The sequence below is a fragment of the Sorangium sp. So ce726 genome, from assembly GCF_051521405.1.
Classification (GTDB): domain Bacteria; phylum Myxococcota_A; class Polyangia; order Polyangiales; family Polyangiaceae; genus Sorangium.
Window position 1 is genome coordinate 2,638,347 of the sequence record NZ_CP150349.1, and the last position, 20,263, is coordinate 2,658,609.

The 20,263-nt window shown below is 69.3% G+C and carries 13 protein-coding genes; 6 read left to right on the forward strand and 7 right to left on the reverse strand.

Going from position 1 to position 20,263, the window contains the following annotated elements; translation table 11 throughout:
• Positions 1-1,661: 1,661 nt before the first annotated feature.
• Complete coding sequence (locus WME79_RS10085; RefSeq protein ID WP_437534485.1) at positions 1,662-2,330, forward strand: hypothetical protein; 669 nt, start codon at positions 1,662-1,664, stop codon at positions 2,328-2,330.
• A 58-nt stretch (positions 2,331-2,388) separates the two neighbouring features.
• Here the strand turns inward: WME79_RS10085 and WME79_RS10090 are convergent, their stop codons facing one another.
• The 3 genes from WME79_RS10090 to WME79_RS10100 all read right to left on the reverse strand — a co-directional run bounded on the left by WME79_RS10090 (position 2,389) and on the right by WME79_RS10100 (position 6,123).
• Positions 2,389-3,804 (reverse strand): cytochrome P450, encoded by a 1,416-nt coding sequence (locus WME79_RS10090; protein ID WP_437534486.1) that lies wholly within the window; start codon positions 3,802-3,804, stop codon positions 2,389-2,391.
• A 229-nt stretch (positions 3,805-4,033) separates the two neighbouring features.
• Positions 4,034-5,314, reverse strand: a complete 1,281-nt coding sequence (locus tag WME79_RS10095; protein WP_437534487.1) for a glycosyltransferase — start codon at positions 5,312-5,314, stop codon at positions 4,034-4,036.
• 14 nt (positions 5,315-5,328) lie between these two features.
• Positions 5,329-6,123, reverse strand: a complete 795-nt coding sequence (locus WME79_RS10100) for an OmpA family protein (protein ID WP_437534488.1) — start codon at positions 6,121-6,123, stop codon at positions 5,329-5,331.
• A gap of 194 nt (positions 6,124-6,317) precedes the next feature.
• On the opposite strand from WME79_RS10100, the gene WME79_RS10105 reads away from it, so the two are divergent.
• The gene (locus tag WME79_RS10105) at positions 6,318-6,803 is read left to right on the forward strand and encodes a hypothetical protein (protein ID WP_437534489.1); all 486 of its coding nucleotides are present in this window, start codon (positions 6,318-6,320) and stop codon (positions 6,801-6,803) included.
• 168 nt (positions 6,804-6,971) lie between these two features.
• Positions 6,972-8,384, forward strand: coding sequence for an L-serine ammonia-lyase (locus WME79_RS10110; RefSeq protein ID WP_437534490.1), 1,413 nt, complete (start codon positions 6,972-6,974; stop codon positions 8,382-8,384).
• A gap of 332 nt (positions 8,385-8,716) precedes the next feature.
• Here WME79_RS10110 and WME79_RS10115 read toward each other — a convergent pair whose 3' ends face one another.
• Both WME79_RS10115 and WME79_RS10120 read right to left on the reverse strand, forming a co-directional pair.
• Positions 8,717-9,889 carry an acyltransferase gene (locus tag WME79_RS10115; RefSeq protein ID WP_437534491.1) on the reverse strand — a complete coding sequence of 391 codons (1,173 nt, stop codon included), beginning with the start codon at positions 9,887-9,889 and terminating at the stop codon, positions 8,717-8,719.
• A 14-nt stretch (positions 9,890-9,903) separates the two neighbouring features.
• A complete protein-coding gene (locus WME79_RS10120; protein ID WP_437534492.1) occupies positions 9,904-10,908 on the reverse strand; it encodes an alpha/beta fold hydrolase in 1,005 nt (334 codons plus the stop codon).
• A 508-nt stretch (positions 10,909-11,416) separates the two neighbouring features.
• Here WME79_RS10120 and WME79_RS10125 point away from each other — a divergent pair.
• The 3 genes from WME79_RS10125 to WME79_RS10135 all read left to right on the forward strand — a co-directional run bounded on the left by WME79_RS10125 (position 11,417) and on the right by WME79_RS10135 (position 18,015).
• Entirely contained in the window at positions 11,417-15,934 is a 4,518-nt protein-coding gene (locus tag WME79_RS10125; protein ID WP_437534494.1) for a thioester reductase domain-containing protein, read from the forward strand.
• 236 nt (positions 15,935-16,170) lie between these two features.
• The gene (locus tag WME79_RS10130) at positions 16,171-16,695 is read left to right on the forward strand and encodes a hypothetical protein (protein WP_437534496.1); all 525 of its coding nucleotides are present in this window, start codon (positions 16,171-16,173) and stop codon (positions 16,693-16,695) included.
• Positions 16,696-17,106: 411 nt separating this feature from the next.
• A complete protein-coding gene (locus WME79_RS10135; protein WP_437534497.1) occupies positions 17,107-18,015 on the forward strand; it encodes an alpha/beta fold hydrolase in 909 nt (302 codons plus the stop codon).
• Positions 18,016-18,095: 80 nt separating this feature from the next.
• On the opposite strand, the gene WME79_RS10140 is transcribed toward WME79_RS10135, so the two are convergent.
• Positions 18,096-18,869 (reverse strand): acyl-CoA desaturase, encoded by a 774-nt coding sequence (locus WME79_RS10140; protein ID WP_437534499.1) that lies wholly within the window; start codon positions 18,867-18,869, stop codon positions 18,096-18,098.
• Positions 18,870-19,414: 545 nt separating this feature from the next.
• Positions 19,415-20,167, reverse strand: coding sequence for an SDR family NAD(P)-dependent oxidoreductase (locus tag WME79_RS10145; protein WP_437534500.1), 753 nt, complete (start codon positions 20,165-20,167; stop codon positions 19,415-19,417).
• Positions 20,168-20,263: the final 96 nt, after the last annotated feature.

Here is a 20,263-nt window from a genome sequence, read left to right on the forward strand (position 1 = left end):
TCATTGCCATTCTTGACGAGGATCACGGACGCTCCAGCCGCACAGGAAAGCAGGGCGGCCGCGCACCTCGATCACCTGCCAGCGCGCGGCTCCAGCCGGAGCCACACGCCGCCGGACGTGCGCAGCGTGGTCGCGCGGAGCGCCCCTCCGCCGTCGCCCACGTTTCACGTGAGGCACCGCGCGCAGCTCGTGTCCGGGCCGCGTCCCTTCAACGGCTTGACGCAGGCGAACGTTCTACGGTTTCCTACCCCCTCCCTCTCGGCTTGCCGCACATGGTTAATTCCAATCCGAGATCAGCTCGAGCGGCATGGGTCCCGACGAGGAACTCGCCGATCCCGACGCTATGATGGCCGGCGTGTCCGCGGGGGCGTCGTACAAGGCTACGACGCCGCAACGACCGGTGTTGGCGGTGTAGCTGCCAGGATGCTGTATCGCACTAGCAAGATACCAGCAGCCGGATGAGCCCTTCTTCCAGATCTTCAGCTGGCCGGTCGCGGTCGCGCACTCCGATGGAGACATGGATTTTATGCTCCTAAGGACGATTCTGAAGGTGTGGTTGCAGTTTACAGGATCGCTGCTGGGGCTAGGAACGAACTTCACTGTGTAGCTGGTAGCGCCGGCCGGGGCTGACAGCCAATCACTGTGGTCGCAGTATGGACCGGACTCGGTAATGAACGTGAGATCCGGGGTGGGTACCCCCATCGCGACACAAACGGGAAAACCGCTGCCGTCCGTCGATACTCCTCCGGCGGATTGCTCCAGCAGCACAGGCTCGGGATCTGTATCGCTCCCCTCGGTACCCGCTTGATCGATGGGCTCGATCACACAGGCAGTCGAAGAGAGAGCACAGCTCATGAGGCACAACAGCAAACGATGACGTCGATACATGGTGGTCCTCACCGGGTGGCGGGTTCTGGGGGCCAGCATGCCGCGTCGGCCGCCCCGTCCAGACCGGACAGGGAGGGCTCTGCAGCTCGATGCGGGTCTGTGCTGAGGCAAGCAAACGACGTGCCCGAAAGCGCACGTCGATGCGCAAGGATGCTTGCGCCTGCGAGCGCGGCTGGGCGGCGTTCGGAGCGCGCGCCATGGAGGGAGGCTGGTGAACGCGGAGGCTGCAGCCACCAGCCGATGGCGCCCGCAGCCTCCAGACAGCGCCCGAAACGGTTCGCACCTGTACCACGTTGGCGTGCTGGCCATCCATCCAGGGGAAGCTCGTAACCGCCCGACCTTCGCCATGGGCGTGGCCCCCTGTGGACGGTCCTTCACTCATCAAAATGGGTTTTGGAGAGCCGTTTCGGAGCTTCCCCCCCACGTCCTCGGATCAAGGTCCGGAGCTGGGGGACGTAACCGCGAGACTCAGCAGTGGAACAGCCGGATGGTGGCAATCTCCTTGTCCGGTTCTGGTGAGGGCCCCGGAGGAGTCCGCCGGGGCTACTCGACAAGAAGAATGTTCTCTCCACCCGCGCCAGGTCGCGCAGTTGGGGCTTGATGTTTTCGAAACGTTTGGAATTCCTGCTCCCCTCCTGCGCGCTGAGCCCAGACGAGGGCTTCTCCTGCGGGGCGGGGCGGTCATCGCTGGGCTTGACACGGCCGAGAATTCCACGGTTTCAGATCCGCGGCGTGCGCGGGGCGGCTACACTGCGCGGCCCGTGGACTCCGTGATGGACCGCATCGAGGCGATGGTCGCCTGGCTCCGGCAGCGCCGGTGGGCGCACCTTGCCGTGGTGAACCTGCGCATCCTGATAGGCTTCGCGTTCCTGCCGGCGGGGCTGAAGAAGATCCTCGGCGAGCCGTTCACGGATCCGGGCAATCGCGGCCCGTTCCACGAGTTCTTGCACGCGTTCCACGCGACCGGGCACTTCTACACGTTCGTGGGCGTGGTTCAGCTGGTGGCCGCGACGCTGCTCATGACGCAGCGGTTCGCGACGGCCGGCGCATTCATGGCGCTGCCGGTGACGGGCGCGATCCTGGCGTTCTGCTGGAGCACGGCGGTCGTCCCGACGGCGACGGTCGTCACGCTGATGTTCGCGGGCCTGGTCGGGCTGGCGCTGTGGGACGTGGAGCGGTGGCGCGGCGTCCTCGACGCGCCGGACGCCACGCCGCGGGCCGCGCGTGCCTCGTCACCCGCGCCGATCGACCTGCGGCTGTGGAGCCTGTGCGGGGCGGCTATCCTGGTGGCGTACCTCGCGACGTGCCTGCTCAGCGGCGGCGTCTACCGGCCGCGCGGGCCTGCGTTCGATGAGCCGGGGTTCTACGTGCTGATGGCGCTGCCGCTGTTCCCGATCGTGACCGCGCTCATCGATCGTCGCCGGCGGCCCATGGTGGAGTAAGGGATCGGCGCCGGGCTCGGCGCCGCCGGCGTGAGGCAAACGCTCACGGCCATGCCGGTCATCTGCCCGCGCGCGGCGCCAGCCGGAGCCACACGCCGCCGGACGTGCGGAGCGTGGTCGCGACGTGCAGCCGTGTCGTCCGCCCCGGTACCGCGCTGACCCGGTAGCGCTGGAGGAGCCGCGCGAGGATGAGCTGGCCTTCCATGAGCGCGAACTCCTTGCCGATGCACTGCCGCTGTCCGATCCCGAACGGGATGAACGCGAGCGGGTGCCGGGCGCGCGCGCGCTCGGGCGTGAACCGGCCTGGGTCGAAGCGCATCGGGGCCTCCCAGTGGTCGGGGTGCCGGTGCAGGACATAACTCATGACGCCCACCAGGGTGCCGGCGGGGATGTGGAAGCCGTCGATCTCGTCGTCCTCGACCGCGGTGCGAGGTATCCAGTACGCCGGCGGGTAGATCCGGAGGGCCTCCTGAACGACCGCGAGCGCGAGCGGCAGCTTGGGGACGTCCGCGAAGCTGGGCCGCCTGTCGCCGAGCGCCGCGTCGACCTCTGCCGCGAGCGCCTCCAAGAGGTCGGGGTTCTCGACAAGGAAGTGGAGCGCCCACGCGAGGGCGACCGAGGTCGTCTCGTACCCGGCGAGGAACATCGACACCGCCTCGTCCCGCAGCTGCTGGTTGGACATCTGCTCGCCCGTCTCGGCGTCCACCGTGGCGAGGAGGATCGAGAGCAGATCGCCGCCCCGCCCCGGCTGCGCGCGGCGCTGCGCGATGAAGCGAAACACGTTGTCATCGATCGTCTTCACCGACCGCTCGAAGCGGCGCCGCCCGGGGGCCGGTATCCAGCTCGGCAGCGCCCGGAGCGCGGCCCCGAGGAGCATGTAGTCGATCGCGTACTGCATCGAGCCACCGACGGCGTCCGCCTCCTCTTTGGTGATCCCCGAGCCAAACATGGTGTTGAGGATGACCTTCATCGTGATGTGCGGGAGCTCCCGCTCGGCGTTGACCGGGCGCCCCGCGGCGGCGGCCACGCCGAAGCCGGCCATGCCGTCGTCGATCGCCTGCACCATGAGGTCGCACATCGCGGCGAGCCGGTCCCGGTGGAACTCCGGCTGGATCATCCGCCGCTGCCGCAGCCAGAGATCACCCTCGCTCGTGGGCAGCCCATTGCCGATGAGCGAGCGTATGCTCTCCCATATCGCGCCTCCCTTGCGGTAGTTGCGCGCGTTGTCGCGCAGGACGTGCTGCGCGTGCCTCGGGTGGTTCAGCGCGACGATCCGCGCGAACCCGAGATCGATCGTGTACAGATCCCCGAGCTGCTCTCTCGCCGAGAGGAGGTAATCGAGCCGATCCTTGAGCAGGTGCGGGAGCACGCCGACGAGCGGAAAGCCGCGCGCCGACGGCGGCACGCTCGCGCGGGGGGCGGCGCTGGCGGTGGCGCTGGCGGGTGTGCTGGAGAGAAGGTCGGGCTGCATCATGGCCTCGTCAAGGTAAGGGGCGTATCCGAGGGAGGGGCGGTATCCGAGCCGCTCGCCGGATGGAGCGCCCGCTGCGCTGATCGGACGAGCGTACATGAGCGCGGAGCCCGGCGACGAGGACTTTGGAAAGGCTCCTTCACCGCGCGCCCTCGCCGCCCACAGTGTGGACGCGCGAGGCCCACGCGACGGCGTGAGCGGCCGAGGGGCGATGCCCTCGGACGGTGGATTCCTACGCTGTCACACGACCGCGCGCGGCGAGGTGCCGCTCGATGTGGTCTATCGCCGCCGCCACGCCGTCCTCGCCGCGGATCTTGCGTCCGAGCTCCTCGGCGCGCTCTTTCATGCCGGCGTCGGTCGCGGCGGTCCGGATCGCGGCCGCGAGCGCGTCGGCGGTGAGGCGCGGCCGCGGGATCGCGCGCGGGCCGACGCGGAGCTCCTCGACGCGGCGCCCCCAGAAGAGCTGGTCCCCGAGGTGCGGGACGACCACCGCGGGCCGCCCGGCGCGCAGGCACGCGGCCACGGTGCCGGCGCCCCCGTGGATCACCGCCGCGGCGACCCGCGGATAGAGCCAGTCGTGCGGCGCGCCGTCGATCCGGAGGATCGTGTCGGGCAGCGCCACGTCGCCGAGCCCGGCCCAGCCGGAGAGCAGGACGGCGCGCTGGCCGCTCCGCGCGACCGCGTCGACGAGGAGCCTCGTCGTGGCGCCGGGATCGTGGGACGTCATGCTGCCGAAGCCGAGGGCGACCGGCGGCTCGCCCGCCGCGAGGAACCGCTCGAGGGCCTCTGGCGGCCGGTACTCTTCGCCCTCGTCGAGGAACCAGTAGCCCGTCGTGTGGTAGCTGGGCGGCCAGTCCGGCGGGTGCGGGACGACGTGGGCGCTGTAGCCGTGGACGACCAGCATGCGGCGCAGCGCGGCCATGTACGCGCGCCGATCCTGCGGCGGCAGGCCGAGCCTCTGCCGCACGCGGGCCGTCACGCCGCCGTACCAGCGCCACACCGTCGGCTCGATCAGGAGCTTGCCGAACAGGAGGTTGAGCAGGCTGTCGCGGCGCGGGAAGGGCGCGGCGACCGCGGTGGGCCCATGGCGAGTCGCCAGGATCGAGGGCTGGAACGGGATGCTGACCTGCGCCGCGCCGGAGGCCTCGGCGATGGAGGCTGCGTACGTGTCCGAGGTGAAGCTGCTCAGGATGAGCTCGGCGCCCTCGCACGCGCGCAGGGCGTCGTCGGTCATCTCCGCGCCGAAGCGATCGATGAGCCGCTGCAGGATCCGCGACTGGGCCATGGGGTCCGTGCCGCGCGACACCCACTCCTTCCCGAGGTCGCTCTCCATGACCTCGACCATGTCGACGCTCCCCGGGATCGCCGTGAGCCCGTGCCCCTCGATCCAGCGCTGGAAGCTCTTGCCGGCGAGGACGCGGACCGCGTGGCCGCGGGCCGCGAGCGCCTTGCCGAGCGCGATCGTGGGCTGGACGTCGCCCCGGGTGCCCAGGGCGAGGATGGTGGTCTTCATGGGGCCGCCTCGCCTCAGAGCGCCTTCCAGGACGCGTCGCCCGACGGCAGCCGCGGCGGCTCGACCGACAGGATGTAATCGACCCGGCGGTTGCGCGGCTCGTCCACCTGGTCCGCGGTCTTCACGAGCGGCGCCGACTCGCCGAGCCCCTCGAAGGCGATGGGGAGCTTCACGCCGCGGCCCTTGAACCAGGCAGCGATCGCGCGGGCGCGCTTCCGCGACAGGGTGAGGTTGTGCTCCACGCTGCCGACCGTGTCCGTGTGGCCGACGATGAACAGCGTGATCTTGCCGAGCTCGCTGGTCTTGGCCACGACCTCCGAGATCTTCTGGAGGCTCGCCTCCAGCTTGGGCACCTCGGGGGCGCGGATGACGTCGGAGTTGGTCTCGAACTGCACCTCTTCGTGGGGGATGCTCACGTTCCAGGGGATGATCGCGATCCCCGCCCAGTAACCCTCGGTGTCGTAGCCGTACACCTCGATGCGCGCGACGGGCTCGTCGCTCGAGGGCGACCAGGTCACGGCGAGCGGCGAGCCGGCGGCGGCGCCGCTGAACGGCTTCTCCTCTTCGGCCAGGACCGCGCCCGACTGTCCGAGGACCTTGATGCGCACCTTGCTGGCGGTGCGCGACAGCTTCACCTCGATCTGGCGGCCCTTGAGGTCCACCTTGGACCTGTCGATGGTCACCTCGAGCGCGGGCGGCCTCGCCGGGGCGCTCTGCGCCGGCGGGGGCGCGGGCGAGGGGCCGTCGGCGTGCGCGGCGGCGGGGGCGAGCAGGGAGGCGGCGAGGAGCACGGCCGGGGCATGGCGCATGGGGATCCCCATCTCTGGAGGGTGAGGGAAGTGGGGGGGAAGACGGGACGAGTGTACCACCGAGGAGCGGGCGCGGCGCTGGCGGGGGTCGGGCGTGCTGCGCCTTTCCTCTGCGACCGGGCGCTCTGGCGAGCGCCGCGGCGGCTCGATGCGACCGGCTCGGTCCGGCGCGCCGCTCCGCGTTATCATGGGCCATGCCTGGCTTTCGCTGCATTGCGCGGACCGATCTCCTGACGCTCATGGCCCTGATCGCCCCTCTGGTCGCGCTCGTGCTGGCGGCGTTGGTGGCGTGGATCGGCTTGCCGCGGGTGAACGCGGGGCGGGTCCCGCTCCTCCCGGGGGAGGGTGCCGAGGTGCCGCGCGGGGAGCTGGCGCGGATCGCCCTCGCGCTGTCGGCGGTGTTCGCCGTCCTGGGCGCGCTGGTCACCGCGTGGCGTGTGCGCGTGATCCGGAGGGCGTTCGCGGGGGGGCGGGTGGAGGGGGTGATCACGCGAATCGTGGCCTTCGACGACCGCGCGTATGTGCACTACGAACATGACAGCGGCGGGGCGCCGCAGCGCCACGTGCACTTCGTGCATCTGTCGGCGTCAACACGACGCCTCGTCGAGGGGCAGCGCGTCACGCTGGCGCTCGATCGGGATCGACCGAGCAGGGCGTTCATCGTCGAGGCGTTCGAGTAACGCGCTGCTCCCGCGCGGCGCGCTGGCGTCGCGTGTTCCTGGGCGCGCGCCCTCGGTGAGCGGCCCTGCACCCAGCCCGCGCAGCGGTGGCGGGGGCACGCGCGATCTCGTAGTGTCCACGGGCGTCGAGAGGCCATCCGGCGAGAGCGCCTCTGCGTTCCAGGGCACATGGCAGTCACCATTTTCGACCTCTTCAAGATCGGTATTGGGCCCAGCAGCTCGCACACGGTCGGGCCGATGCGCGCGGCGCGCATGTTCGCGGTGGATCTCGACGAGGCGGGCCTGCTCGCCCGCACCGCGGCGGTGTCGGTGGAGCTGTTCGGGTCGCTCGGCGCCACCGGCCGCGGCCATGGCAGCGACAAGGCGGTGATCCTCGGGCTCATGGGCGAGACGCCGGACGGGGTGGACGTCGAGCGGGCGGGCGCGATCGTCGAGGGCGTGCGGCAGAGCGGCCGGCTGTCGCTGCTCTCCCGCCACGAGATCGGTTTCCAGGTGAGGGGACACCTGGCCTTCCTGCACCGGAGCCTGCCGTTTCATCCGAACGGCATGCGCTTCACGGCGCTGGACGAGGGGGGCGCGCCGCTGCGCGTGCGCGTGTATTACTCGGTGGGCGGCGGCTTCGTGGTGAACGAGGCGGCGGCGAAGGGGGAGAACCCGATCGAAGCGGACACGACGCCGCTCCCGTATCCGTTTCACAGCGCCGCGGATCTGCTCGCGGCGTGCGCGGCGAGCGGCCTGTCGATCAGCCAGGTCATGCTGGAGAACGAGAAGGTCTTTCGCCCGGAGGCGGAGACCCGGGCGGGTCTCCTGCGGATCTGGGGGGTGATGCAGGAGTGCGTGCGGCGCGGCTTCCGGGCAGAGGGCGTGTTGCCCGGCGGCCTCAAGGTGGTGCGCCGCGCGCCGGCCCTGTACCGCAAGCTCATCGAGAGCCCCGAGGCGGGGCTCCGGGATCCTCTGACGGCGATGGACTGGGTGAGCCTCTACGCGCTCGCGGTGAGCGAGGAGAACGCCGCCGGGGGCCGCGTGGTGACGGCGCCGACGAACGGCGCGGCGGGGATCATCCCGGCAGTCTTGCACTATTACCGGCGCTTCGTGCCGACGTCGACGGACGAGGGGGTCATCCGCTTTTTGCTCACGGCGGGCGCGATAGGCATTCTCTACAAGGAGAACGCGTCGATCAGCGGCGCGGAGGTGGGATGTCAGGGCGAGGTGGGCTCGGCGTGCTCGATGGCCGCGGGCGCGCTGGCCGAGGGGCTGGGCGGCACGCCGGCGCAGGCGGAGAACGCGGCCGAGATCGCGATGGAGCACAACCTCGGATTGACGTGCGATCCGGTGGGCGGTCTCGTCCAGGTGCCGTGCATCGAGCGCAACGCGATGGCCGCGATCAAGGCGATCAGCGCGGCGCGCATGGCGCTGCATGGCGATGGGGCGCACTTCGTGAGCCTCGACAAGGTGATCAAGACGATGCGTGACACCGGCGCGGACATGGAGTCGAAGTACAAGGAGACGGCGCGCGGGGGGCTCGCGATCAACGTGATCGAGCTGCCGGTGGAGGTGGGGGTCAACCTGCCGGAGTGCTAGGACGGCGCGGTCCAGGTCTCCTCCTTGGTTGGGTGTGAGCGTCAGGTAGCGCCGGGTCGGCTGTGGGCGCGGAACCAGGGACGACCTTGGGCTTCTTCCCTGGTGCCGGCGAGCGATCGGAAGAAACAACAACGATTTCAACTGGTTTCGGCTTGCGGCCGACCAGGTCCTCTTCCGACATGGCCCAACGCGGGCCCAACCGGACGCCTTCGGGTGCGTCCATGGCCACTGCGGAAGCGCCGGCAACGTCGCTCCGGGTCACCACGTCGCGGGGTGGCGCGGCGGCGAGGGAGCCCTCGTCGCTCGCCGCTCCCGCCCGGCGATCGAGCAGCTCACGCTCGATCTCGCCAGCTGAGCGACACCTCGATGCCTCGCTCGCCCTGCTGGATGACGGCCGTTCGCTCCCAGGTCGCCGGCAAGAGCGCGCGCGCGGGCGGCCCGCCGCCGAAGTCGAGCATCGCGAGCGGCAGGCGCGACATGTTGGTCACGAGGAGGCCGTCGTGAGGATCCACCGGGTGAAGCTCGCGGACACCCGCGAGCCCCCGCTCGCGCCGGAGCTGCTCGAGGCACGCGAGCGAGGCGCGGGCGCCTCGCTGGTCGAGCACGCCGTGGACGGCGGCCTGCACCTCGGCCGCGAGCTCGGGGAGCGTCGCGCGCTCGAGCCGCCCTCGGTCGACGACGAGCGGCGCCATGCGCACCGCATTGCCGAAATACGCGTCCAGCCGCCCGCCGAAGCAGCGGCGATAATCGACAGGGAACGCCACCTTGAGGCCATCCGGCCCGGCCAGCTGCGGGGCGAGCGCCTGGATGAGCCAGGCGCAGAGCAACGCGTTCTTCGTGAGCGGCAGGCCGGCGCCGAGCGCCGTCGGGTCCGGCGGGACGAGCCGCTCGGCGGGCGACGCGGGCTGCGCGTCCGCCGGCGCTCTTCCCCACCCGGGGACCCACGACAGGCCCGTTCTCTCCCAGACCCCTCCCGGCGTGAGCGCTGCCGAGGGCTCCGGGGCGACGTCCAGCAGGCGCCGATCCCAGAGCGGCGGCTGGATGGCGCGCCCGAGGGCGGCCTGCGACCACGCGCGCATCAGCAGGAAGAGGCTGTACCCGTCCGCCGCGGCGTGCGAGACGGTCGCGGCCAGGATGCTGCCCGACGGCGCGCGCGTCAGCCGCGCGGCAAACAGCGGTTGGTCCAGCCCGGCCGCGAGCCGCGGGAGCCACGCGTCGAGCGCGTCGGGGAGACATGGCTCCTCGGGGAGCTCGGGCGCGTCGCGCACGTCGAGCCACGCCGCCGGCGGCGACGCGAGGGGCGCGAAGGCGCAGCGCTCGTCGGGGAGCTCTCTGAGTCCGCTCGTGAGGGGAGGGACCGCCCTCAGCGCGGTGTCCAGCGCGCGCGAGAGCCGCTCCGCATCGAGGCGCGCGCCGAAGCGGAGGACGATGCTGACGGAGAGCCCCGCGAAGGCGTGATCGATCGCCGAGAGCGGGTGGGGCTCGAGGAGGGGCCGTGTCTGCATGCCGTCCTGACGCGCTACCGGTAGGGAAACGACTCGTTCAAGGCGGGCGCGGCGCGGAGCTTGACCGCGGCAGAGCAATCGCTCAGGTCCTCTCTCAGCAGCTCGGCGAGCCGGCCGACGTGAGGAGACTTGACCATGCTGAGGTGGTTGCCAGGCACCTTGTGGATCGTGAGCGTCTCGCCGCACACGCGCTCCCATCCGAAGCTGGGCGCCGCGTGAGGGCGCATGTCGCCCCGTGACGGGTGTCCGAAGAGGGGGATACGGACGTCGGCCGTGAACAGTGTCACCGGCAGATCAGAAGGAGGCGGGTCGTACCGGTTCATCGTCTCCCCGCTCGCCTCGTAGACCTGCAGCACGGTCTCCACCTGCGGTCCGGTCAGGTGGAGGCTGGAGCGCTTCAGGCTCTCTCGCAGGAGCTCGATCTGCGCGCTGGAGCTCATGCCAGAGAGATCGTCGTACGAGAGCGCCGCCGGCTCGCCACGGATGAGGCGGAGCATCTCGATGAGCTCGAAGATCGAGGCGCTCCGGCTAGCCTCGGTGAACCGGGCTGCGCTCTCGAGTAGCATCGTGTCCAGCAGGACGACCCGGGAGACGTCCTGTCCTTGCGCGCGGAGCTGCCGCGCCATCTCGTAGGCGACGAGACCCCCTGACGAGTAGCCGCCGACGATGTACGGCCCCTTCGGCTGCACCTTGCGGATCTCCTGGAGATAGCGCGCGGCGAGCTCCTCGACGTGCTGGAGCGGCCTCTCCTTTCCGTCGAGTCCCGGAGCCTGGAGCGCGTAGAAGGGCCGTTCGTCCCCCAGAAAGCACGCCAGCGGCCACAGCCCCGTCGCCAGCCCCAGGAGCCCACTGACGCAGAAGAAAGGCTGTCGTGTCACGATCGGCCGCAGCTCCACGAGCACGGAGCCAGGGGCCGGGCCCGCTTCCGGCGCGCCGCCGGGGGCGCGGTCGGCCGCGGGGCTGGGCTTCGTGAACACCGCCCTGAAATCGGGGTTCGTCACCGCGTCGTGGTCGTTCATGGCTACTCTTGCTCAGCGAGCGCAGCTCAACCCGGAACCGCGAGGTAGGGTGTCGTATTGCGCGGCGTGTCGACGACGGCAGATCGCAACGATCGCGGACACGCGCGGGCGAGCAGGCGCGTGTTCTTCACATTGCATGATCGGGCCGAATCGTCAACGCCGGTGATGAGTTTGTCGTCTGGATAACCAACGCACCTGCTCTCTCCGCTGAGTGCTGCTCGGGTTTCGCACGGGTTTCAGTTGGCACAAGAATGAGGTCTGGCACATCGACGGTTACGGATTGGTGAGGACGCGGTTTCTGTGTGTTGAAGGTGTTTACATTGTCGTTCTGTCTGGGCTAGAGACTCGCCATGATACGTCTCTCGGCTCGGCTGCGATGAACGCACAGTATAAGGAGAGCCCGAGATGCCCATCCGAGGTGGATGGTCCAAAAGGTAAACGGAGGGGGTTCCCAAGGGGGGCGCGTAGCGCAATGCGCCGTCTGGCACCGCAGCAACAAGGAAAGACAATGGACCCTCGTTCCTTTGGCACCTCTGGCAATCCCAAGAACTGGATCGACGTCCTTCAGCGCTGGGCAGATGAGCGGCCTGACGCGCTCGCCTTCCGCTTCCTCGTGGATGGCGAGTCAGCGGAGGTGACCCGCACCTTCGCGCAGCTCGACCGGGAGGCGCGCAGCATCGCCGCGTCGCTCCAGGAGCTCGGCGCGCAGGGCGAGCGCGTCCTCCTGCTCTATCCTCCGGGGCTCGACTTCATCGCTGCCTTCCTTGGCTGCCTCTACGCCGGCGCGATCGCCGTCCCGGCCTATCCGCCCGACCCGTCACGCCTCGCTCGCACCCTGCCGCGCCTGTCCGCCATCGCCGCGAACTCCGAGGCTCGCCTCGCGCTGACGACCTCGACCATCACCGCGCTGGCTGGCGCGCTCGGGGAGACCGCCCCGGACCTCGCGGCGATGCGCTGGGTGGCCACCGACATGCTGGCCGACGGCGCGGCGCACTGGCGCATGCCGTCGCTCCAGGACGACGCGCTGGCCTTCCTGCTGTACACGTCCGGCTCGACGGGGACGCCGAAGGGCGTGATGGTCAGCCACGGCAACCTGCTACACAACTCGCACGCCATCCAGGCGAACTTTGGCCATACAGAGGCGTTGATCGGCGTCGGATGGCTGCCCCTCTACCATGACATGGGGCTCATCGGTAAGGTGCTCCAGCCGCTGTACACGGGCACTCCCTGCACGCTGCTCTCTCCGCTCGACTTCTTGAAGCGCCCCTATCGCTGGCTCCAGGCCATCTCCCGTTACGGGGCGACGACGAGCGGCGGACCCAACTTCGCCTACGACCTCTGCGCGCGCAAGATCTCTCCGGCAGAGCGCGCTGCGCTCGATCTGAGCCGCTGGCAGGTAGCGTTCGTCGGCGCCGAGCCGGTCCGGAGGGAGACGCTGGAGCGCTTCGCCGAGGTCTTCGGGGAGTGCGGCTTCCGGAGAGAGGCCTTCTTCCCCTGCTATGGCCTGGCGGAGGCCACGCTCATGGTGACCGGAGGCTGGCTGGGCTCGAATGCAGGCACGCTCTCGGTGCGGAAAGACGCCCTCCAGCAAGGGCGCATCGAAGAGGCCCAGGAGGGCGAGGGCGGGGCTCAGCCGCTGGTCGGCAACGGCCCAGTGGCGCCGGACCAGCAGGTGATCATCGTCGATCCGGAGTGGAAGACCCGTTGTTCGGGCGAGCAGGTGGGGGAGATCTGGGTGGCCGGGCCGAGCGTGGCCCAGGGGTACTGGAACCGCCCCGCGGAGACGGCGGAGACGTTCGATGCGCGCCTCTCGGACAGCGGGGAGGGTCCGTTCCTGCGCACCGGGGATCTCGGCTTCTTGCGCGGAGGTCAGCTGTTCGTCACCGGTCGCTGCAAGGACCTCATCATCCTCCGCGGCAAGAACTACTATCCGCAGGACATCGAGCAGACGGTGGAGCGGAGCCATCCGTCGGTGCGCCCGGGGTGCACCGCCGCGTTCGCCGTCGAGCTGGGCGATCAGGAGCAGTTGATCGTGGTCGCCGAGATCGATCTACGCCGCGGCGGGGAGCGCGATGAAACTGCCCTGGACGCGGTCAGCGCGGCCGTTCGCCGTGCGGTCGCCGAGGAGCATGACGTCCAGCCGCGCGCGGTGGCGCTGCTCACGCCGGGCAGCATCCCCAAGACGTCGAGCGGGAAGATCCAGCGCCATGCCTGCAAGGAGGGCTTTCTGGCCAGCAGCCTCGACGCGCTCCTGACGTGGCAGCGCCCGGACGACCCGGGCGCGCCTGTCGCGCGCGTCACGCCGGATGACGCGCCGTCCGCCTTCTACAGCGGGTCGCCCGACATCTGGGCGAAGATCGAGCGCCGGAGCACGCGTTACCGCTTCGATCTCGAGCAGGACATCCCCTGGGCCGATCTCGATGCCCCCGGCGAGCATTTTGGCCCGACATGGCTCCACACGTTCGGCGTCGACGGCGAGCGGCTGCAGCGCAACCCGGCCGCGAACGAGCTCTTCCAGTGGGCCATGGCGCTCTCGACGTGCGAGGTCTTCATCAGCGTGGAGGAGGAGGTGCTCCGCTTCACCGGCGGGGAGATGGACAGGATGATCTCCACCCGCAGCATGACGCTCCTCCGCGAAGAGGAGGAGAAGCACGTCCTCTTGTTCCGCCGTTACGCGGAGCACCTGCGCCGGCAGAAGCCGGAGCTCGTCGCTCGCTTCGACGAGTACATCGCCCCCTGCATCGCGGCTCATCGACGCAGCGTCCCTCTCTTCGACGTGGACGCGGCAGGGGCTCATTACATGTTCTGGCTGTACGCGGTCTTCTTCGAGGAGAGCTCCATTCACCTGTTCGAGCAGCTGCTGCCCGACGAAGGCCGCATCAAGCCTGGGTGGCTCGCGGCTCATGCGGCGCATCGGCAGGAGGAGATCCAGCACGTGGTCACCGACGCGGCCCACCTCGCGGCGCTGGACCTGACGCACGAGGAGCGCCTCCGGCTGTCCCGGCTCTGGTTCCGGTCCCTCTTCGAAGAGTTTGGCCGCATCTCCGGTCTGGAGGCCGTGGCCGACCTGCTCACCGACTTCCATCCGGAAGAGGCTCAGGCGGTCCTCAGCCCCTTGCGCATGCATTCGCTCTACTTCCCGGATCTTGTCCATGGGCAGGCGTTCGCGCGGACCCGCGAGGCGGCCCCCTATCTCTTCCAGCTCTCGACGAGCGGAGTTCTCGCTGCAGAGATGGAGCTGCGCTCGCTCGATGGCGCGCCCTCGCCTGCGGCAGGGAGGGCCAGGAAGCCGGCGGGGAGGCGCCCCGGCAAGTCCCACGTCACGAGGCAGCGAGGACCGGTCGTCTCCGCTGCTCCCGTCCTCGATCGCCTCCAGGGCGCGGCCGCCGACGAGAGGAGAGGGCTGCTGCTCGAGCATCTCGACTCCCTGGTCGCGGAGATCACCGGACAGCGCCCCATGGGCGCGAGCATCGCCGACGTGCCGCTCTCGCATACGGGCCTCGATTCGCTCACGGTGGTCGAGATGGTGGCCCGCATCGAGGCTAGTCTGGACGTCACCTTGCCTCTCGCCGAGGTCTACGCGGCCACCGTGGGTGAGCTGGCCGATCAGCTCCTCGACCACATCCACCTCGACGGCGGCGCCGGCGAGCACGCGGGGGCCTCGCGCGCACGCGGCACGGCGGCGATCACCGCCGCGTCGATCCATGGCGAAGGCGCCGACGTCGTCCGGGCCGCGGATCTGCGCCTCGATCGGCTGCTCTCGGCGGAGGACCTGCGCGCGGGCGCCGAGGCGGAGCCGGCGCGCGAGGAGCAGCGGGTCGTGCTGCTCACCGGCGCCAACGGCTTCCTCGGCCGCTTCCTGCTCCTCGAACTGCTCGAGCGGCTGCCGCCCGGAGGCAAGGTGGTCTGCCTGGTGCGCGCGCCTAGCGACAGCGTGGCCCGCGAGCGGCTGCGCCGGAGCTTCGGCGCGGGCGCGCACGAGCTCGTGCGCCGGCTCGACGCGACGGGCGAGCGACTGGAGGTGCGCGCTGGGAGCTTATTGCGGCCCCAGCTCGGGCTCGCGCCCTCGGTGTACGACGCGCTCTGTGGCGAGGTGGACAGCGTCGTGCACAACGGGGCCATGGTGAACCACGCCCTGTCCTACGCTCAGCTCTTCGCGCCCAACGTGCTCGGTACCGCGGAGGTCGTGCGCTTCGCGATCCAGCGGCGCATCAAGGCGGTTCACTTCGTGTCCAGCGTGGCCTCGACCGCGCTTCCGGGGTGCATGGAGACGGTGCGTGAGGACGCGCCGCTGCTCGCGGAGCGGCCCGCCGACGGAGGGTATGCGTGCGGTTACGCGTCCAGCAAGTGGGCCGGCGAGGTGCTCCTGCGCGAGCTGCACGAGCGCTTTGGCGCGCCGATCAACGTGTTCCGCTGCGGCCTGATCCTCGGGCACCGCACCCACGTCGGGTATATCAACGCGAGCGATTACTTCACTCACCTGCTCTCGGGGCTCGTGAACACCGGGATCGCGCCGAGGTCGTTCTATGCAACTCCGGAGGGCGATCGCCACGCCTTCGGCGGGCTGCCGGTCGACTTCGTGGCCGAGGCCGTCACTGCGCTCGCGCTCGGGTCGGACCGCGCCCACCGCACCTATCACGTGATCGGCACCTCCAGCGATATCGACGCCCTCGTCGGCTGGATCCGCTCGGCTGGTTACCCGGTCACGCACGTGGCCGAGCACGGCGCCTGGTTCGCGCGCTTCCGCGAGCAGCTCCTGGCCCTCGCGGAGCAGCGGCAGCAGCAGGCGATCTCGGTGCTCCTCGGGACGTGGGCGCACCCGCTGGGCACGGTGCCGCGACCGAGGATGGACGCCACGCTATTCCACCGCGCGCTGCGGGAGCAGACGGCGCTCGGGAGCGCGCCGGACCTCGGCGAGGCGTTCCTCCACCGCTGCCTGGAGCACCTGAGCTCGCTCGGCCTCATCCCGCCGCCTCCCAGGAAACACCTCGGGGAGGCTCCGCAAGCGGCGTCTCCCCACGTGTAGAGCACACCGCGCCGGGGCGCCTGGGGGCGTGTCGCCGATGGTTCGTCCAAGGTGACCGCGGGGAAGGCGTTTGTGTGAACTCTGCGTTGCGGACCCCCGTCGGCGCTCGTCTCGTCGTGTCGCCCGGCACTCCATCGGTGGATCCGATGGTCAGGGACCCACGACGATGTCACCTGATCGACATTCGAGTCGAGTAGATCCCCTGCCAATTTTGACTGGACAACCCAGGAGGTTCCATGAACTCCGCACAGGAGCGCTCGGACAGCGCTCGGTCCGCTCGAACGATCCGCGCCTGCACCGCGGACGGCTTGCAACAGCTCGACAGCGACGCATTGCTCGAGCTTTACCGGGGCGCGACCACGCCGAGATTGACGGACGTCCGCGGCGACTTGAGCGGCAAGGTGGTCATGATCTGCGGTCTCCAGCCGCCGTTCGCGCGCTGGATAAGCGACTTCGTCCGCGAGACGACCTGGTGGGCGGGCAAGACCTTCCGCGTGCGGGACGACCGCAGCGGAGAAGGATACAACCGCCTGCGCAACGACACGCGCCAAAGGTTCCCCTTCGACACGTCCATCGGCCGCTCCCGGGTCGGCGACTTCGACGCGCTCCACCTCGACTACGACTGCCCCGAGAACCCCTCCTTCGTCAGGAACGTCGCAGACGAGCTGCGCGAGCTCTCCCCGGGGCTCTACCTGGGCCAGGTCTATGTGCGAATCCGCGGCAAGCTCCGCCTGACCTGCTACTTCAGCCTGGCGAAATAGGACCTCGTCGCCGACGTTCGTCCTTGGCTCCGCGTGAGGTCTTGCCGAACTGCCCGGGGGCCTACCGGAAGCGCAGAACCAGGGAGGAACTCGGGCTTCTTCCTTGGTGCCGGACAGCGGACAACAGAAAGGTCAACAATCTCAATGACCTCACGGGCGCACCGACGTCATCGCGGTGCGCGGGGCTTCCCGGGGCGCGCGCACGCCTGAACGCGCCAGCGAGGCCGGGCCGCGCCGCTCAGCGATAGCGACCGGAACGCACGGCTCACGGCGGGCACCATGGCGCTCGAGGCTGCGCTGCACGGCAGACCGACCACGGCGACACGGACCTGGGACGCCAGGCGGCAGGTCGAACGCTGACCTTGTCGATCGCTGGTCGCGAGGTCGCGCATGCTACCGTCCGTTCCGATCATGGTAGGTTCGATCCTTCGGCACATCGTTGCGAGCGATGGGACGCGCATCGCGTGGCACACGCACCAGCGCCCAGGCGACGAGGTGCAGCTGCGAGATCGAGCGCCCGTCGTCCTCACGAACGGCCTCAGCACGACGGAGAACTTCTGGAAGCACCTCGTCAGCGCGCTCGCAACGACGACCCACCTGGTCCACTGGAGCTACCGGGGTCACGGGCAGAGCGAGACGGCGCGCTCGGGCGACTACGCCATTCCGACCCACGCAGACGACCTTCTCCGGGTGACGGAGGCGGTCCGTGCCCGTAGCACGTTCGCCGGCGCGCCGGTGCACATCGCCTTTTCCATGGGCGTCACGGTGCTGCTCGAGCTCTATCGCCGCCGTCCTGATCTCGTGCGCGCGATGGTGCTCATCGCCGGCGGCGCCGATCACCCCTACGCGTCGAGCGCCGCCTTCCGGATCCCCGGCGCGCGCGCGGCCCTCCGTCTGACGCTGCGGACGGCGGCCCCCATCGTTCCTCGCATGGCGCCGGTCGTGCGCCGCGTCACGGCGTCCAGCGCCCTCTTCCCCCTGGGCCAGGCCGCAGGCGTCTTCGGGCCCGAGGCGCCTCGGGACGAGCTGGAGCATTTCCTCCGCGCCGTCGGGACCATGGATCTTCGCGCTTACTGGGAGTCTCTGCGGTCGTTGATGGCGGCAAGCGCGTCGGACGTCCTCCCCCAGGTGCGGGTGCCGGTCCTGGTGATCGCGCCCGAGCGCGACGTGATGGCGCTGCGGGCCGATCTCGACACGCTGCGCCGCCTCATCCCGGGTGCCGAGTGGATGATCGTGCCCCGCACAGGCCACGCGATGCTCCTCGAGGCAGGGGGCGTGGTATCGGCCCGCATACAGGAGTTCTTGCTCGGCCTGCGGTAGTCAAGAGCCCGTGAGCCAAGCTCCCGCCGCCTGCACAGGCCCGACGGGCGCCGAGAGAGCTCTGCTCCGAAGCGGGCTGCCTACCCCTCGGTCCGCGCGACGTCGGCCTCCAGCCGGGCGACCTGACGCTTGTCGGGCGTCCGGAGGATGCCCATCCAGGCGAACACCCGGATGACCTGATAGGCCGGATCGAACTCGAACCACCGCACCGCGAAGTTGGGGCTCATCGAGTACTTGTGGTGGTTGTTCTGGAATAGCTCGCCGAGCGTCACGAAGTCGAGGGCGAGCGTGTTGCGCGAGTCGTCGTCGCTGTTGAAGTTGCGGTAGCCGTAGCGGTGGCCGCACCAGTTCACGATCGCCCCGTGCAGCGGGCCCATGGTCCAGTGCAGCGGGAGGAACAGGAACTGCCACCAGTGAGAGGCGAAGGCCATGTAGAAGACCGTGTAACCCGTGCCCCACGCGATGCGGCTGATCCACGAGTTGCCGATGCGGTCGAGCGTGCGCCACTCGGGGTAGCCACCGAGGAAGCGCGGCTCCACGTCGGCGGTGCCATCGCAGATGGCATCGTAGAGCTTCTTGGTCCGCCACATCATCGAGGCGGGCTCGGCGAAGTACCGCGGCGAATGAGGGTCCTTCAGCGTGTCGCTGTACGCGTGGTGCGTGCGGTGCAGGATCGCGTAGGCCCAGGGGACGAGGTACGAGGAGCCCTGCGTGAGGTACGTGAGAAGGTGAAATGCTCGCTCCGAGCGCCTCGACATCGTGAACATCCGATGCGACGCGTACCGGTGGAGGAAGAAGGTCTGGAAGAAGACCGCGAGTGTGGAGTGGGCGATGAGGACAACAACTAACTCCATGCGCTGTTTGTACAACGCGGCGCGCCAGGCGGGAAGCCAGCTCACGATCATAATTGGAGCCCATCGGATACGATCCGTCTGCCTCGTTTCCTATGTCCTCGCCGCGTGCCGTTCCGTCCGTGACGACGAGCTGCGACCATCGAGCTCATCCTATCAAGAGGGTTCCCTCGCACGGCACCGCGCTGGAACCTGCCCGCACAGGCCGCAGCGCGAGGCGGCGCCGTGAGGGGCCTGCGCTCGGGGTCCGCCCGTCCCCGCGCCTGTTCGGACGATTCGGATGGGAACAGCGACGGGCGATGGACTGGCCAGCGTCCTAGTAAGACTGGCACGGCTGCTGCCGAGCCGCCCTTGACGCTCAGCTCGGGGAGCGCCTCGTCCAAGGGGGACGAAGTCGCCCAGGACCAGAGCGACAAACGGGTTGAAATTGCCTGAAAAGCGCAGAATTTCGACCGCCAAGACACCAAGGACGCCAAGGAGAGAATCTTATCTTGGCGTCCTTGGTGTCTTGGCGGCTTATTCCTCGCTTGATCAACGTGATCGCTATTCTAGACTGAAGCGCCTCCAGAAACGTAGATGGTTTCACCCGAGATCCAGCGAGCCTCGTCACTGGCAAGAAAGACTGCGGGCAGCGCGACATCGTCTGGCTGCCCGTGGCGTCCGAGCGGCGTCATGGCTGCTCCCTGCTTCAAGAACTCGCTACCAAGATCGCCCAGAGACTCAACGCCTTCGGTCGCTACCATTCCAGGATTGATCGCGTTCACGCGAACGTTGCGGGGGCCGAGCTCCTTGGCCAGCGATTTGGTGATCGTGTCCACAGCACCCTTGGTGGCGGAGTAGATGCTGGCGCTGGCCGGTGCGAGCGTGCTGACCACCGAGCTCACATTGATGATGGATGCGCCCGTCTCGGGGAAGAGCGGTGACGCATGTTTGATCGCGAGGAAGATCCCAAGGACATTGGTGTCGAACTGGCGATGAAACTCCTCCACGGTGACACCTTCCACCGGCATGAAGCTGAAGACCCCGGCGTTGTTCACGAGAATGTCGACCTTGCCGTATGTCCGCTTCGTTTCGTCGAAGAGCTTGATGACGTCGGACTCGCTCGCCACCGAAGCGCCGACGGCGATGGCCTTGCCGCCCGCCTCGGCGATCTCGCGAACGACCTTGTCCGCGCCGGCCTTGCTCGAAGCGTAGTTCACGACGACGGAAGCTCCTTCCGCCGCCAGATGCCTCGCGATCGCTGCGCCGATGCCCTTGGAGGCTCCGGTCACGACCGCGACTTTGCCGTCAAGTTTGCCCATTTTTCACTCGTCCTCTTGTTCCCGATTCAGTGAAACTGAGTCGCCGCGCGCCGCCAGATTCAGAGACTCGCGGGCGTGCGCGACCGATCGGCCCAC